The 14475-nt window shown below is 64.4% G+C and carries 15 protein-coding genes and 2 pseudogenes; 10 read left to right on the forward strand and 7 right to left on the reverse strand.

Annotated features, from left to right (window positions below):
• Positions 1 to 79: 79 nt before the first annotated feature.
• Genes OV287_RS11350 through OV287_RS11370 form a run of 5 tightly spaced genes read right to left on the reverse strand, consistent with a single transcriptional unit; the run spans position 80 to position 2937 of the window.
• Entirely contained in the window at positions 80 to 1042 is a 963-nt protein-coding gene (locus tag OV287_RS11350; RefSeq protein WP_267534037.1) for a serine/threonine-protein kinase, read from the reverse strand.
• A gap of 11 nt (positions 1043 to 1053) precedes the next feature.
• Complete coding sequence (locus OV287_RS11355) at positions 1054 to 1302, reverse strand: hypothetical protein (RefSeq protein ID WP_267534038.1); 249 nt, start codon at positions 1300 to 1302, stop codon at positions 1054 to 1056.
• Complete coding sequence (locus OV287_RS11360) at positions 1299 to 1832, reverse strand: DUF3106 domain-containing protein (protein WP_267534039.1); 534 nt, start codon at positions 1830 to 1832, stop codon at positions 1299 to 1301. The genes OV287_RS11355 and OV287_RS11360 overlap by 4 nt, the downstream gene beginning before the upstream one ends.
• Positions 1832 to 2302 carry an anti-sigma factor family protein gene (locus OV287_RS11365; protein WP_267534040.1) on the reverse strand — a complete coding sequence of 157 codons (471 nt, stop codon included), beginning with the start codon at positions 2300 to 2302 and terminating at the stop codon, positions 1832 to 1834. The genes OV287_RS11360 and OV287_RS11365 overlap by 1 nt, the downstream gene beginning before the upstream one ends.
• Positions 2299 to 2937, reverse strand: a complete 639-nt coding sequence (locus OV287_RS11370; RefSeq protein WP_267534041.1) for an RNA polymerase sigma factor — start codon at positions 2935 to 2937, stop codon at positions 2299 to 2301. The genes OV287_RS11365 and OV287_RS11370 overlap by 4 nt, the downstream gene beginning before the upstream one ends.
• A gap of 199 nt (positions 2938 to 3136) precedes the next feature.
• Here OV287_RS11370 and OV287_RS11375 point away from each other — a divergent pair, with 199 nt between their 5' ends.
• The 8 genes and pseudogenes from OV287_RS11375 to OV287_RS11410 all read left to right on the forward strand — a co-directional run bounded on the left by OV287_RS11375 (position 3137) and on the right by OV287_RS11410 (position 12160).
• Positions 3137 to 3898 carry a hypothetical protein gene (locus OV287_RS11375; RefSeq protein ID WP_267534042.1) on the forward strand — a complete coding sequence of 254 codons (762 nt, stop codon included), beginning with the start codon at positions 3137 to 3139 and terminating at the stop codon, positions 3896 to 3898.
• A 109-nt stretch (positions 3899 to 4007) separates the two neighbouring features.
• Entirely contained in the window at positions 4008 to 5093 is a 1086-nt protein-coding gene (gene recA, locus OV287_RS11380) for a recombinase RecA (protein ID WP_267534043.1), read from the forward strand.
• A gap of 431 nt (positions 5094 to 5524) precedes the next feature.
• Positions 5525 to 6271 carry an FRG domain-containing protein gene (locus OV287_RS11385; protein WP_267534044.1) on the forward strand — a complete coding sequence of 249 codons (747 nt, stop codon included), beginning with the start codon at positions 5525 to 5527 and terminating at the stop codon, positions 6269 to 6271.
• 4 nt (positions 6272 to 6275) lie between these two features.
• Positions 6276 to 7361, forward strand: a complete 1086-nt coding sequence (locus tag OV287_RS11390; protein ID WP_267534045.1) for a DUF262 domain-containing protein — start codon at positions 6276 to 6278, stop codon at positions 7359 to 7361.
• A gap of 22 nt (positions 7362 to 7383) precedes the next feature.
• Complete coding sequence (locus OV287_RS11395; protein WP_267534046.1) at positions 7384 to 8502, forward strand: DNA methyltransferase; 1119 nt, start codon at positions 7384 to 7386, stop codon at positions 8500 to 8502.
• A gap of 59 nt (positions 8503 to 8561) precedes the next feature.
• Positions 8562 to 8891 (forward strand): annotated as a pseudogene (locus OV287_RS11400) (recombinase RecA); the annotation flags it as partial.
• A gap of 239 nt (positions 8892 to 9130) precedes the next feature.
• Positions 9131 to 10717 (forward strand): LVIVD repeat-containing protein, encoded by a 1587-nt coding sequence (locus tag OV287_RS11405; RefSeq protein ID WP_267534047.1) that lies wholly within the window; start codon positions 9131 to 9133, stop codon positions 10715 to 10717.
• 171 nt (positions 10718 to 10888) lie between these two features.
• Entirely contained in the window at positions 10889 to 12160 is a 1272-nt protein-coding gene (locus OV287_RS11410; RefSeq protein WP_267534048.1) for a hypothetical protein, read from the forward strand.
• Between the two features lie 97 nt (positions 12161 to 12257).
• Here the strand turns inward: OV287_RS11410 and OV287_RS11415 are convergent, their stop codons facing one another.
• Positions 12258 to 12974 (reverse strand): SDR family oxidoreductase, encoded by a 717-nt coding sequence (locus OV287_RS11415; protein WP_267534049.1) that lies wholly within the window; start codon positions 12972 to 12974, stop codon positions 12258 to 12260.
• A gap of 71 nt (positions 12975 to 13045) precedes the next feature.
• Between OV287_RS11415 and OV287_RS11420 the strand changes: the two genes are divergently transcribed.
• Positions 13046 to 13957 carry a LysR family transcriptional regulator gene (locus OV287_RS11420; RefSeq protein ID WP_267534050.1) on the forward strand — a complete coding sequence of 304 codons (912 nt, stop codon included), beginning with the start codon at positions 13046 to 13048 and terminating at the stop codon, positions 13955 to 13957.
• Positions 13958 to 14136: 179 nt separating this feature from the next.
• Entirely contained in the window at positions 14137 to 14370 is a 234-nt protein-coding gene (locus tag OV287_RS11425) for a hypothetical protein (protein ID WP_267534051.1), read from the forward strand.
• Here OV287_RS11425 and OV287_RS56400 read toward each other — a convergent pair.
• Positions 14335 to 14475: pseudogene (locus OV287_RS56400) on the reverse strand (NAD(P)-binding domain-containing protein); the annotation flags it as partial. The gene OV287_RS11425 and the pseudogene OV287_RS56400 overlap by 36 nt on opposite strands.

A 14475-nucleotide genomic window follows, 5' to 3' on the forward strand; every position in this document is an offset into this window, starting at 1 on the left:
GGGGCCCCGCGGGCTGTCAAAGGATCAGTACCGCCGCCCTCGGACCATTCGTTGTCCTTCGTGCGGTCTCGCTTCTGGACTACCTTGGGTTGCTCTTCTCTCGTTCCCACAGTGCTAGAGAGAGCGCCTGCTGAAGGCTGGCCTGCACCTCGCGCGGGCTGAAGGGCTGGCCCGTGTCCAGCGCCCAGGCCAGCAGTGCTCCCGCGAACTCGCCCGCCGTGCGGTAGCGCTGGTTCACATCCGGTGCCAGGGACTTGCGCACGATGGCCGCGAGCCGCTTGTCCAGCGTGTCCGGCAGGCTCAGCTTCGCCGCGCGGATGGCCGCCATCACCACCTCGGGGTCGTCGCTGTCGCGCTCGAAGGGGTGGACGCCCAGCACCAGCTCGTGCAGGACGATGCCCATCGAGAAGAGATCCGAGGCCAGCGTCACCGAGTCCCCGCGCGTCTGCTCCGGCGACAGGTAGTGCAGCTTGCCCGCCGTCACTCCGTCCTCGGGGCCCAGGTCCAGCCCACGCGCCTTGGCCACTCCGAAGTCGCCGAGCTTCACCTCGCACTGTCCGGAGAAGAAGATGTTGGAGGGATTCACGTCCCCATGGACGAGCTCCAAAGGCCGGCCGCTGCGCGTGCGCGCCTGGTGGAAGTAGGCCAGCGCCCGCAGCACCTCGGTGCACACGTGGACACCCGCCGCCACCGGGATGCTCTGCCCCTGCCGGTGGTGTGCCTGGAGCAGCCCCTCCAGGTCTCCGCCTACCAGGAACTCCATGGCGATGAAGTAGCGCCCGAAGGCCTCGCCAATCTCCAGCCGGCGCACCAGGTTGGGGTGCTCCAGCAGGCCCATCAAATCCGCCTCGTCGGCGAAGGACTCGGCGGCGACGTCCTTGCGCATCAGCTTCAGCGCCACCTTGAAGGGAGTCCCCTTTTCGTCCTTCGCCTCTCCGAGGAACACCTCCGCCATACCCCCCGAGCCCAGGCGCGAGCGGAGCACGTAGCGCCCGAAGCGGCGCGAGGGGATTTCCACGGTCTTGGACGGGGCAGGCTGCACGGTGCGCCAGTCTACTCCTCTTGGCTCAACTCCAGCAGCAGGTCCAGGTCCTCCACCGCGTCCATGCTCTCCAACAGTTCGAGATTCTCCACCACCTCCTTGTCCTCCTCGGACAGCTCCGGCGTCGTGTCCCGGGGGGCCGGGGCCTTCTGGCTCGTGGGAGGAGGGGGTTGCTTGGGGGGCGGAGGTGGGGGCTCGGCGGCCGCGGCCGTTCCGGAGGCCAGGACGGCGGCCAGCAGCAGCGCGTGGCGCCAACTCATCGCCGCCGCCTCTCGCGCATCCGCTCGCGCATCTGCTCGCGCTGCTCGGGCGTCATCTGCCGCCAGCGGCGCATGTTCTCCATCATCTGCTCGCGCCGCTCCGGGTGCGCGCGCAGGTACGCCCGCACCCGCTGGCGCACCTCCGCCTTGCGCTCGGGGCTCATCCCACGGAACTCGCGGAAGCGCTCGCGCAGTTGGTTGCGCTCCTCGGGCGTCAGCCGCTGGAACTCGCGCAGGTTGGCCCGGACGCGCTCGCGCTCCTCCTGCGGCATCTGCCTCCAGCGCTCCAGGTTGCCCTTGATGCGCTCGCGCTCCTCCGGCGGCATCGCCTTGAGCTCGCGCAGCTTCGCCCGCAGGGCTTCCTTCTGCTCGGGGGAGAGCTGCTGGAAGCGCTCGGCCGCCGTCTGGGGCCGCTGCGGCTCCTGCTGCTTCGGGGGCTCCGGCTGCTGGGGCTCCTGCGCTCGACCCGCTCCGCCCAGGAGCAGCGCCACCAGCATGCCCGTTCGTGCCAGGTTGCTCCGGCCCATCATCACTGCACCTCCAGCTCATGGAGGTTCGCAATCACCTCCAGGTCTTCGCCATTCTCCAGGCCGACGACGTCGTAGTCCTCGACCACTTCCAGATTCATCGCCAGCTCCAGCGTGCCCGCGTCCGCCTCGTCCAGGGCGGGTTCGCTCGGAGCAGTGGTGTAGAGCGCCAACCCCGCCACCGCCGCCAGTCCCGCCGCCGGCACCAGCACCGAGGGCTTCAGCAGCGCCCTCAGCCGCTCGCCCAGGGTCGGCGGCAGCGCGTCGATCTTCGCCAGCACCTCGCGCCGCGTGGACGGCGAGGGCGTGAACTCGGGCAGCTCCGCCATTCGCGCCACCGTGCGCCGCAGCAGTGCCTCCGTCCCCTGGCACCCCGCGCAGCCTCCCAGGTGCGCCTCCACCTCGGCGCGTCGCGCGGGCGGCAGCTCCCCGTCGACGTACGCCGTCAGGTCTTCCTCGAATGGACAACTCATGCCCTGCTCCTCGCGGGCACGGAGCCCGTCTGCAGTTCCTCCACCTTGCGCGCCACCGTCAGCGTTGCCCGGTGGATGAGGCTCTTCACCGCCGCCTCACTCGCCTCCAGCGCCTCCGCGATGTCCCGGTACGCCATTCCCTCGAAGCGGCACATGGTGAAGGCCGCCCGCTCCCGCTCGCTCATCGCCTTCAGCGCCTCGCCCACCGCTCGCTCCAGCTCTCGCCCCGCCAGCGCCTGGTCCGGCCTGTCTCCTTCTCCTCCCGCCACCTCCAGCCCGCCCTCTTCCGCCTCCGCCTCCGTCGAGGTGTGCTCCACCCGGTACTCTCCTCGCCGCACCTCGTTGAGGCAGTGGTTGGTGGCCACGCGGAAGAGGAACGTCTTGAACTTCGCCGACGGCTTGTAGCTCTTCGCATTGCGGTACAGCTTCACGAAGATGTCTTGCGTCAGCTCCTCGGCCCGCTCCCGGTCTCCGACGAAGCGCAACGCGAAGCGCGCCACGCTCACGTGGTACCGGTCGAACAGCAGCGCGAATGCCCGCCGGTCGCCCGCCGCCACCTTCAGCATCATCTGTGCGTCCGAGTCCGCTTCCACGCTCTCGTCCAACCCGGGACCCCAGAAATCGTTGCGGGGCAATTTCGCGCCGAGCCTACTGGAGCCCCCACCTACGTCTCCTTTGGAGGTGGGATGAGGGCCCACATCTCTTCGGGCGGACGGGGAGGTGTCGCCCGGAAGGCGTCGGGGTGGCCCCGGCGTCGGCTGGCGGAAGCTCTATTAAGGAGGGAGCGCCGGGAGGCTTTGAAGGGGAGGGGAGCCGGCCGTTACAGTCCCGGCCGTGTCCAGCACCACCCACACACGCCCGCCCGGCTCCGGTTCCCGTGAGGGCGAGCCAGGGGAAGAAGGGAGCGCGGAGCTGCCCTCCCTGGCTCCCTGGGAGGAGCCGGCCAGCCTCGCCGTGCCCGAGCCGGCGCCGGGACAGGTACTCGCCCTCGTGCAGGAGGGGCGGGCGGCGGCCACCGAGGCCGAGCGCGCGCTGGTGGCGGGGAAGCTGAACCAGGCGCTGGACGCACTGGCGGCTGGAAGGGGCTCGCGGGAGGCGGCGGACCTGCTCCATCAGCTCCTGGAGGACGGCCAGCTCGCGGGGCTGGAGGAGGCAGGGGGCCGCACGTGCCGGGCCGCGGCCATCGAGGCGCTGACGAAGTTCGGCTTCCCCTACGCACTGGAGGTTCGCCCGGAGGACCTGGCCTGGCTGCGCGACGAGACCGGGGACGCCCAGGTCTCCCCGTGGGCGCCCACGATGGCCGGGACGGTCCTGGTGGCGGGCATCGTCGCCCAGTGGGTGCTCCCCTCCCTGATGGGAGAGCCCCTCCGGGGGTCGGTGCTGCCCCTCACCCTCCTCATGGGGCTGATGCTGATGACCCTGGTGCCGGGGGTGTTGGGCCCTGAACGCTCGGCGTCGAAGCGGGCGGGCCTGCTGGGGCTGCTCGTCCTGTCGCTCGTTCAGCTATACCTGGGTGTCTTCGGCGGTTACTACGGAGCCCTCAGCGGGGTGGCTGGACTGTTGGCCTGGCTGCTCCTCATGCTGCCTCGGCGCTGAACGCCGTGGGTCATGTCAGAGGGATGGACTAGGGTCATCCTTACGCGATACTAAACGCGGGTTCAGGTGGGCCGGGGTGGCTCGCCGCATACGCAAGGAGCAAGACGAAATGGCCGTGAATCCAGAGAAGGAGAAGGCGATCGAACTGGCGATGTCCGCTGTGGAGCGCCAGTTCGGTAAGGGGTCCATCATGCGGCTCGGAAACGAGGAGCCGCTGGTCCGGGATGTTCAGGCCATTTCGACGGGAAGCGTCTCGCTCGACATCGCGCTGGGCGTGGGCGGTGTGCCGAAGGGCCGCATCGTTGAAATCTACGGGCCGGAGTCTTCCGGTAAGACGACCCTCTGCCTTCACATCGTGGCCGAGGCGCAGAAGCGCGGCGGCGTGGCCGGCTACATCGACGCCGAGCACGCGCTGGACATCGGCTACGCGCGCAAGCTGGGTGTGCGCACCGATGACCTGCTGCTGAGCCAGCCGGACACGGGCGAGCAGGCGCTGGAGATCGCCGAGATGCTGGTGCGCTCGGGCGCCATCGACGTGCTGGTGGTGGACTCGGTGGCGGCGCTGGTGCCGAAGGCCGAGCTCGAGGGCGAGATGGGCGATGCGCACATGGGTGTGCAGGCCCGACTGATGAGCCAGGCGCTGCGCAAGCTGACCGGTACCATCAGCAAGAGCCAGACGTGCGTCATCTTCATCAACCAGATTCGTATGAAGATTGGCGTGATGTTCGGCAACCCCGAGACGACGACGGGCGGTAACGCGCTGAAGTTCTACGCGTCGCAGCGCCTGGACATCCGTCGCGTGGGCGCCATCAAGAATGGCGAGAACGTGGTGGGCAGCCGCACCCGCGTGAAGGTGGTGAAGAACAAGGTGGCGCCTCCGTTCAAGGAGGTCGAGTTCGACATCATGTACGGCACGGGTATCTCGAAGGAGGGAGACCTCATCGACCTGGCGTCCAACGACGGCATCGTCGAGAAGAGCGGAAGCTGGTTCTCCTTCAAGGGCGAGCGGATCGGCCAGGGCCGTGAGAACGCGAAGGACTACCTGCGCGACCACCCCGAGGTGCGCGTGGAGGTGGAGCGGCAGGTGATGGAGAAGTACGGCATCGGCAAGCCGGCTGCGCCCGCCGCGGCTCCGGCCGAGGAGGCTCCCGCCGAGCCCTCCGAGAAGCGCCAGCGCGTGAAGGCCGTGAAGTAGTCCGAGCCTTGTGTGCCTGAAGTACCCAGGGGCCGTCTCCCGAGAGGGGGGCGGCCCCTTACTTTTGGTAGCTCTTCGGGGCCTACCATTACATCGGCGGGGCTCGCAAGGTGTTCTAGCGCTAGAATGTGTTGCCAAAGGCTCGTGAGCTAACCTAGTTCGCTACATTAGTATCAAGGACCCGGGCTCTCCGGGTCTTTCTGCCTCATCCCCCCTTTCCCGCTTGGGGGGATGCTTAGAGCCCTCTATTACCTCTTGAATGAGCACTACATGCATCCGACAATTGCTGCATGTCGGCCAGTTCGCCCCCCAGTAGTGCACCGCCAGCCCCTGCTACTGTAGCGCCAGCCCCTGCTACTGTAGCGCCAGCCCCCTCGTATTCGGTCAAAACCATTACTACGCTGGGGGAATATTCTGAGCTGGTTGAGAAGGTGAGCCAGTTCTCTGAGCAGGGTCTTTGGTATCGAGGTTGTGGAACCTGCAAACACACTCTTATTCCCTCGCTTTACAGGCATCCCACCAAGAAGGATGTCAATAGCATCATCGCAATGGAGGTTGAGCTGCTTCGGCGCTTCAAGCAACGCTCTGTTCCTTATCTCACCAGAGCCGTGCATGAGCCATGGGACTACCTTTTCCTTATGCAGCACTTCGGAGTCCCGACTCGTCTTCTTGACTGGACCGAAAATCCTCACATCGCATTGTTCTTCGCACTGACTTCTCCGCCCGCGAATAGCAATACGCCGACAGATGATGCAGCAGTGTGGGTTTTGGACCCGGTCGCGTGGAACAGAAGTGCGCTAAATCACCTATCGTATAAACGCGGAATCTTGTCTGGGACAGACGAGCATTTGAAGGGCTATATGCCTCGGTCAGAGAATGTAGATGTAGACCTCATACCCAATGAGCCGGTTGCTCTGTACGGAACGCATAATAGCCCAAGAATAGTGGCTCAGCGTGGAGCCTTCACTGTGTTTGGCAAAGAAGTAACTCCTATGGAGGAAAGCCACGCTAGAATCAAGGCTCACAGCGATGTGCTGACAAGGGTAGTGATTCCAAGTGGTACGATTCTTTCGCTCCGCTCTTCCCTCGCTAAGATAGGTATTACCGACTCGGTAATATTCCCAGATCTTGATGGGTTGGCCAAGGAATTGAAGCGGTACTCCGGATTCCAGGTTTGAATCTATGTTCAAGATACGGCCCTTCGAAGCTCGCACCCTTGCGTGGTGGAATGATGAGCGGGAAAATATTGATATGAACCCGCCCTACCAGCGCCGAGGAGGTGTCTGGAAAGCCAAGCAAAAGGCGTACTTGATTGATTCAATATTGAATGGGTTTGATCTGCCTAAGATTTATATAGCAGATTTTACGTACACGAACACGTCGCTGAATCTTAGTAGGAAGCCATATGCGGTCATTGATGGGCGCCAGCGTCTTGAGTCGATATTCGAATTCTTCGATGGCACATTGCCTTTGGCGAAAGACTTCTTGCTGGAAGACCAGCCTGATGTTGATCTCGGTGGTTTTACATATAAAGAACTGAAGATGCAGTACCCGAAGATTGCCAGTAAGTTTGAGAATTTTAATATCACAACAATGAGCGTGATTTCTGATGAGGCAGCCAGAATCAACGACTTGTTCGTGAGGCTCAACAGCAGTAAGCCTCTAACTGGCGCCGAAATTCGCAATGCTATGCCGGGCCCAGGCTCTGAGATTGTAAGGCGCCTGTCCAGTCACCGGCTATTGACCGCGTGCGTAAGTTTCAAGACGGCTCGAGCCCAAGATCGCAACGTGGCAGCGAAGTTACTTCTGATCGAGTTTCTGGGCGATTTTGCAGATACTAAAAAGGCCCAACTGGACAAGCTGATTCATAAGCCAGAGCGACTTGCTGCGCGAGCTGAGGCAAACCCGACAGAGCTAGAGAGGGCCGAGGAGCGAGTTGTAGATAATATGAACCGGATGGTTCATGCATTCTCAGAAAAGGATCCGCTTCTGTCCTCTGAAGGACCCGTTGTTGTCTATTATTGGTTCTTCCGACACTATTCGTCAGTCGATGGGAAAATCCTTCGCGCATTTCTGGCTGAGTTTCAAGGCCAACGAGATGAAAACAAGGAACAAGTTCGTCAGGGGAATAGTGCGGACGAGGAACTCTCGAAGTACGAGACTCTGAGCCGCAATACTAATGATCAGAGCAGCCTTCGAGAGCGGTTTAAAATTCTGGTTAGGCGTTTTGAATTGTATAGAAAAGAGCGGAGACTGCTGAGCGTTTGAGGTAGACACACGTTCCGCGACCATGGCAATGGAGGCGTCAGCTAAGACATATAAAACTGCAGAGGCTCGATGGGCGGGCATAGGTCCCTACTATGCGATGTTTCCCTCTCAGTTTGCGGATGCAGTGATTGCTCAATATACCAGCTCAGGAGATCTGGTTTTTGATCCATTCGCAGGAAGAGGGACTGCAGTATTTAGTGCTACAGCGCAATCAAGAATCGGCGTAGGGGTTGAGATTAACCCAGTAGGATGGATCTACTCGCAAGCCAAGCTTCATCCAGCCTCTTGTGAGGAGGTTTCTCGCCGCTATTTGGAGCTTAGGGAGAGTTCTGTCAGCTATGGTGCAGCAGCCAAGACCCTTCCTCCGTTCTTTCATAAATGCTTCAGCGTGGATGTGCGGCGCTACCTTTTGGCTGCGCGAACGGAGTTGTGTTGGAAGAGTCGAGCGACCGATTGGACCGCCATGGCCCTATTGTTGGTTCATTTGCATGGTAAAAAGGGAACTGCCTTGTCGAATCAGCTCCACCAAGCAAAGGCAATGGCTCCAGACTATGCTCTGAAATGGTGGACTGAAAGGCGCTTGAGTCCGCCACGGATAGATCCTGCAAAGTTTCTCATAAGTCGGCTTTCTTGGCGCTATGCAAAGGGAATTCCCTCTAGAACGGAAAGCAGGGTCTTGTTGGGCGACAGTGTCGAGTTGCTTCCAAAATTGATTGGAGAAGTTCGTTGCAGCAAAATGCGACGAGCAAGGTTGCTTTTTACGTCGCCGCCATACTTTGCAGTTACAAATTACCACTACGACCAGTGGCTTCGGCTTTGGCTGCTTGGTGGATCAACAACCCCAGCTAGGCAGCCTAGTAGTGGCGTGCATCAGAATCGTTTCGAGAATTTTGAGGCTTACAGAAAACTGCTATTTTCCGTATTCTTGGGCTCGTCTGAAATTCTGATGCGCTCCGCTTCTGTTTATGTTAGGACAAGTAGGCGACCGGAGACGTTTGAAACGACCATGGACGCTTTGAGAAACGCCTTTCCGCGAAAGAAGCTCAGACTCACGGAGCGGCCATTCTTGCGCCCCACTCAAACGCACTTGTTCGGCGATCACGGAATCAAGCAAGGTGAGGTTGATATTGTTCTGACTTGATTTCGAGAAGTGTGTTGTCTGCACTCGTTCACGAAATCATCCCGTCATGGGGCGTCGAGAAGGTAATGCCTCCATTCAAGGAGGTCGAGTTCGACATCATGTACGGCACGGGTATCTCGAAGGAGGGAGACCTCATCGACCTGGCGTCCAACGACGGCATCGTCGAGAAGAGCGGAAGCTGGTTCTCCTTCAAGGGCGAGCGGATCGGCCAGGGCCGTGAGAACGCGAAGGACTACCTGCGCGACCACCCCGAGGTGCGCGTGGAGGTGGAGCGGCAGGTGATGGAGAAGTACGGCATCGGCAAGCCGGCTGCGCCCGCCGCGGCTCCGGTTGAGGAGGCTCCCGCCGAGCCCTCCGAGAAGCGCCAGCGCGTGAAGGCCGTGAAGTAGTCCGAGCCTTGCGTGCCTGAAGTACCGAGGGGCCGTCTCCCGAGAGGGGGGCGGCCCCTTGCTTTTCGAGCCCGACGCGCCCGTGACCCGGGCCGACGCCTCCCGTGAAGTCCTGCTGAAGGCTTCGCATCTGGCTTCAATCCGCCCGGGTTGACACTTGCCCGGTGGAGCCCTCCGTTTGCGCGGGGAGGCGGGCCTTCCGGAGCATGCGAGCCCCTCTTCGCACGGGAGCTGCCTGCATGACCTGGAATCGCCTCACCTGGACCCCCCTGCTCGTCTGCGTCGCCGCGCTGCTCGGCTGTCCACCGTCCACGCCGGACTCGCCGGACGCCTCCACTCCGGACGCTGGCACGGGCTACGAGTGGGATGGCGGCTACGTGCCGCTCGAGGAGACGGGCAACACGTGGACGGACACGGGTCCGTTCGCGCCCTGCACCTTCACCACCACCCCCCACGGTAGCTCCTGCACCGACTTCAGCATCTTCGACCTCTCGGCATGCAACACGGGCTCGCTCGCGAACGCGGGGATCGAGGGCCAGTACATGCTGACCACCCGCTCCTCGGACGAGCCCCCCTACTTCTTCACCGCCGGCCTCGTCCTCAAGAGTGACGGCGGCACCCAGTACCTCAACGCCGAGCCCATCACCCTGGAGGCAAGGGACGGCAACGCCCGCTTCTACTCCTCCACCCGCACCTTCGCGGATGGCGGCACGATCGGCACGCTGCTCGCCACCTGCGAGGCGCCCCAGGCCCCTGGCTTCACCGGCTGCAGCGCCTTCTGCCGCAACGGGAGGGTCCTCCTGACGGAGACCTTCCAGGCCAGACGGCTGAAGTGGCGCGATGGAGAGTCCGAGGCCTCGGGGCTGGAGCTCGTCTCCGAGAACCCCGTGGCCATTGGTGCCCCGGTGGACGTCTACGTCACCAAGGGCCACGCCTACGTGGTGTCCGCCGTCGAGCTGGGCAGGGCCGGCGGCCTCACCGTCTTCGACGTCGGCAATCCATCCGCGCTCGTGAAGGTGAAGACGATCCAACTGGAGACCGACAACTTCTGGAATGGTGTGTGGGCCAAGGGGGACGCGCTCTACGTGGCCAGCGCAAGCAGGGGCGTGCTCGTCTTCGACATCAGCACTCCAGCGGACCCGCAGCTGCTGCGCAAACTGCCCGGCGGCAACATCAACGTCCACACCGTCTTCGCCGAGGGCAATCGCCTCTACGCCGCGTCCTCCTCGGGAGTCCTGATCTTCGACATCACCACGCCCCTGGAGCCCGTCGAGCTCAACCGCTACGCGCCGTACCCCGGGCTGCCGCACGACATGTTCGCCAAGGGGGACCGGCTCTACGTCAACTTCGCCACCCGCGGCTACATGGTGGCGGACGTGAGCAACCCTAACGACATCCGGACGCTCGGCGAGTTCACATACCCCGAGCAGTACAGCCACGCCAACGCGGTGGGCACCTTCGCGGGCCGCACCCTCGCCTTCGAGGGCGGTGAGGGCCCGGGCGAGCACCTGCGCGTGCTCGACGTCACGGACCCCGCGAACATCGTGAAGATCGGCTCGTTCCGGCTCCGCCCGGAGATCTCCATCCACAACATGGTGTTGGTGGGCAAGAAGCTCTACGTCGCCTGGTACCAGGAGGGCGTGCGCGTGCTGGACGTCTCCAACCCCACCCAGCCCACCCAGGTGGCGTACTACAACACCTGGCGCGAGCTGGATTCGGACCCGGGGCTCTACTTCGCCGGGACCTTCAGCCTCCGCGTCCCCGGCGATGGGTACATCTACGTGGCGGACTCCTGGCGCGGGCTGCTCATCCTGCGCGAGCAGTAGGCCACCCGGTGGGCCGCGAGGGCCTCAGCCCCGCTGACGGCCCTTGATGGCGCACAGGAGGATGGCCGTCGCGATGCCCATGCGGCGGTCCATCCGGCCGGATGTGTCCGCGGAGATGAGCCTCTCGCCCGGGGACCGTTCGCATAACGTCGGCGAAGAGACGAGGGCTCGATGACGGCCGATACATCCGATGCGGAGCACCTGGCGTTGCTGGCGGCGATTGGCCGGGCGCTGGGGCAGGACACTCCCTACGAGGAGCGCCACGGCGAGCGAGCCGAGGCCATCAGCTTCGGGACGATGCAGCGGCTTCCCGCCGGCGCGAGCCTCGAGGTGCTCGGTGGCATGGTGGACCCGGAGACCGGGCGGGTGGCCTGGATCGAGCAGCAGTCTGGCGTACCGCAGAGCGGGTACGTGCCGGTGAGCATCGACCTGCACGTGGCCTGGCGAGGCCAGCGGCTCACCCGTCTCGAGGTGCCGACGTACAACCCCTACTTTGGCTGCCGGCTCCTGTTCATGCGCTGGTACGGCGAGACGCTGAGCCTCATCTACCGCGAGAAGCACCGGACGATCGCGGCTCGGATGGAGCCGCCCTATGCGGGGTTGGAACTGGTGGCGCTGGAGAACCTGGGCGCTGTGGATGGGGACACGGTGTACTTCGTCTCCGAGCGGGCCGGGCTGATCGAGGGACGGATGTTGCCCTCTCTGGAGCCGGCGCTTCCGCTGCCCGTACCGGATCGAGCACGGCGCCTGGAGGTCTGGGGTCGCACGCCCGGAGTGCTCGCGCTCGCGGCGTGGCCTCGTCGCGATGGCGCAGCCGGCGGAGGCGTGGACAGGGGCGGGATCGAGGCCGCCCGGGCCGCTGCTCGCTCCGTGCCGCTTCCACCCCCAGAAGCTCGCGCCCTCGTGGGGACGCCAGAGCGCGTGTGGGCGAGGCTGCACGAGCTCCTCGCGGAGACACAGCCACCGCGATTCGGAGGAGATGTTCTGGTGGGCTCGATTGCCACGCCCTACTGGTTGGATGGCGCCGAGCGAGGGAACCGCTACGAGGCCCTTCGCCCGTACTGGAACAGCCCCGAGTATCTGGCGGTGTACTGGCATCAACACCTCCTGAAGGCGGGGCAGAAGCAGGAGGCCCAGGCGTGGCTGCACTGGCTGGAGCGAGTGGCGGCGCTCGAGCCCGTGGAGCCGGAGCCCTGGACGCGAGGCCTGCGCGGTGAGGAGCTCACTGTGCGAACGGCGCTCACGTATCTGCGCGACCGCGCGGCGGTGTTGGCGCAGGTATGCCGGACGGGGAGGCTGCCCGAGGGAGAGTCCTGCTACCTCTTCTCGGGGACCCGCGTGAACGCGCTCCTGGAGCGCGATGAGTCCTATCCCTCCGGTTTCCGAGCGGTGCTGCGGCAGGTGGTCTCGGGCAAACCGGAGTCACTGTCCGACGCTGGGTAGACAGCCTCCTCGAAGCTCCGCCGGGACTTCGGAGAACGACTGGGGAGCGGGTGCGGCGCACTGGTGGCGATGGACCTGTTCGGGACGGGAACAGCCCTCAGACGAGCCGGTGCCCCCCATCGACATGCAGCACCTCGCCGGTGGTGAAGCCGTTTCCCATCAGGAAGAGGGCGGCGTGGGCGACATCGGAGGGGGCCCCCACGCGCCCGACTGGAAGCCGACGTGCGTGTTGCTCGAAGCGCTGGGCCTTGGCATTGCCAGCGAAGTTGTCCCAGAAGGGCGTATCGATCCATCCCGGAGACAGCGCATTCACCCGTACCGGCGCGAGCTCGAGGGCCAGGGCCCGCACGAGCGACACGAGGGCGCCATTCACCGCAGCGATGACCGAGCCGCCAGGCCCGGGCCGGTCCGCCGCGATTCCCGTGGTGAAGAGGAGCGAGCCGTTCTGCTCGAGCCGCGCGTACCTGGCGACGAGGAGCGCCGTCACGAGCTTGGACTCGATGGTGCGGCGCGCCCCGGCCAGCTCGAGCTGGCGAATGGGCTGGTAGTAGGGCTGCACTGCCGTGACCACGACGTGGTGGGCGGGTGGGTGCTCGTCGAAGAGCCGTCGCACCTGGTCCTCCTGCGTCATGTCGGCGGAGAAGGTGCGCACGCGGTGCGTCGCCCCGAGTCCGGCGGCGGCCTCGGCGAGTTTCTGTGACGAACGGCTCACCAGGGTCAGGGAGGCTCCATCTTCCAGACAGGCCCTGGCCACTCCGAGTCCAATGCCAGACGAGCCCCCAATGATGACGACGTGTTGGTTTTCGAGGTTCATGGCCCATCGGTAACGTAAACGGAACCTTGGGTTCAATGGGATGGAGTGGCAGGCTCCATCCCATGGATGGGATGATGTCATTGGATGACGTGAGGATCTTCGTGGCGGTCGCGCAGCATTTGAGCTTCGTGGAGGCGGCGCGGCGCACGGGCATGCCCACCAGCACGGTGAGCCGCAGGGTGGCGCAACTGGAGGAAAAGCTGGGGGCCCGGCTGCTCCAGCGCACTTCCCGAAGCGTTGGCCTCACCCACGAGGGCGCGCGATTGCTCGAGCGCGTGGGGCCGCTGCTCGACGAGCTGACCTCCGTGCTCGACAGGTCCGCGGAGCACCAGGACGAACCCGTCGGCAGGCTCCGGGTAACGGCACCCGTGCAGACGGGCACGCAGCTCATCGCGCCAGCGCTGTTCTCCTTCGCCGCGCGATATCCCCGCCTCACCGTCGAGCTCAAGCTCACCAACGCCGTGGTGGACCTGGTCGAGGAGGGCTTCGATCTGGCCTTTCGCGCCGGACCCATTCACGACCAGGAACTGGTGGCGCGGCGCATGTGGTCAATCCCGTTCGCACTCGCCGCATCACCGCGATTCGTGCGTCAGGTCCTGAACGGCCGCACCCGGCTGGAGCGCGACTCGCTCGGCTCCGTGCCCGCGATCCTCACCCGGCCCGGTGGCGCATGGCGCTTTTGCCGGCGGGACGGCTCCATCGAGGAGCTCCGGCCACGCGAGCATTTCAACGTGAATGATCCACGGGTGGCCATCGCCGCGGCGGTGCATGGATTGGGCGTGGTCTGCGCTTCCAGCGAGGCGATTGAAGAGCAAGGCAAGGCACTCGTGCGGCTCACGGTGACGGGGCGCACGGTCGAGCCACGCGAGTTCTTCGCGGTGTACCCATCGCGGCGGCTGCTCGCTCCCCGGGTGCGAATGGCACTCGACTGGGTGATGGCGCACGGCCGGAGCATTGAGGAGGTGAAGCGGTCAGACGCATAGGCCAGTGCCCTCCTCAGTGTGCTGCCGGTGCGGCAGAACCTCCTTTCGCCCCAGACCGTCTCGGAATGACCCAAGGTCGCGCTCATCGTCGGTGGCGGTTTTGGCCTCCCCCACGACGGGCTTCGCCGCCCTACGGTCCGCGGAGGACGGTCAGTCCCTGGTCGGTGAGGACGAGCAGCATGCTCGGCGTCACGGACCCCGCGAACATCGTGAAGATCGGCTCGTTCCGGCTCCGCCCGGAGATCTCCATCCACAACATGGTGTTGGTGGGCAAGAAGCTCTCCGTCTGGACGTCTCCAACCCCACCCAGCCCACCCATTGACCGCGAGCAGGACGATGTCCGCCTGCGCCGCCTCCGACACGCTGGCCGCCTTGATGTGCGGGCCGAGCTCCCGCGTCAGCTCGGCAAGTGATTCCGGCCCACGGCTGTTGCTGATCAACGCGTCGAGTCCAGCGCGTACCACCTGGCGCGCGAACGCCTGCCCGATGGCACCTGCACCGATGATTCCCAATGTCAT

Origin of the sequence: Archangium lansingense, from assembly GCF_026626635.1 — a bacterium.
Lineage (GTDB): Bacteria > Myxococcota > Myxococcia > Myxococcales > Myxococcaceae > Archangium > Archangium lansingense.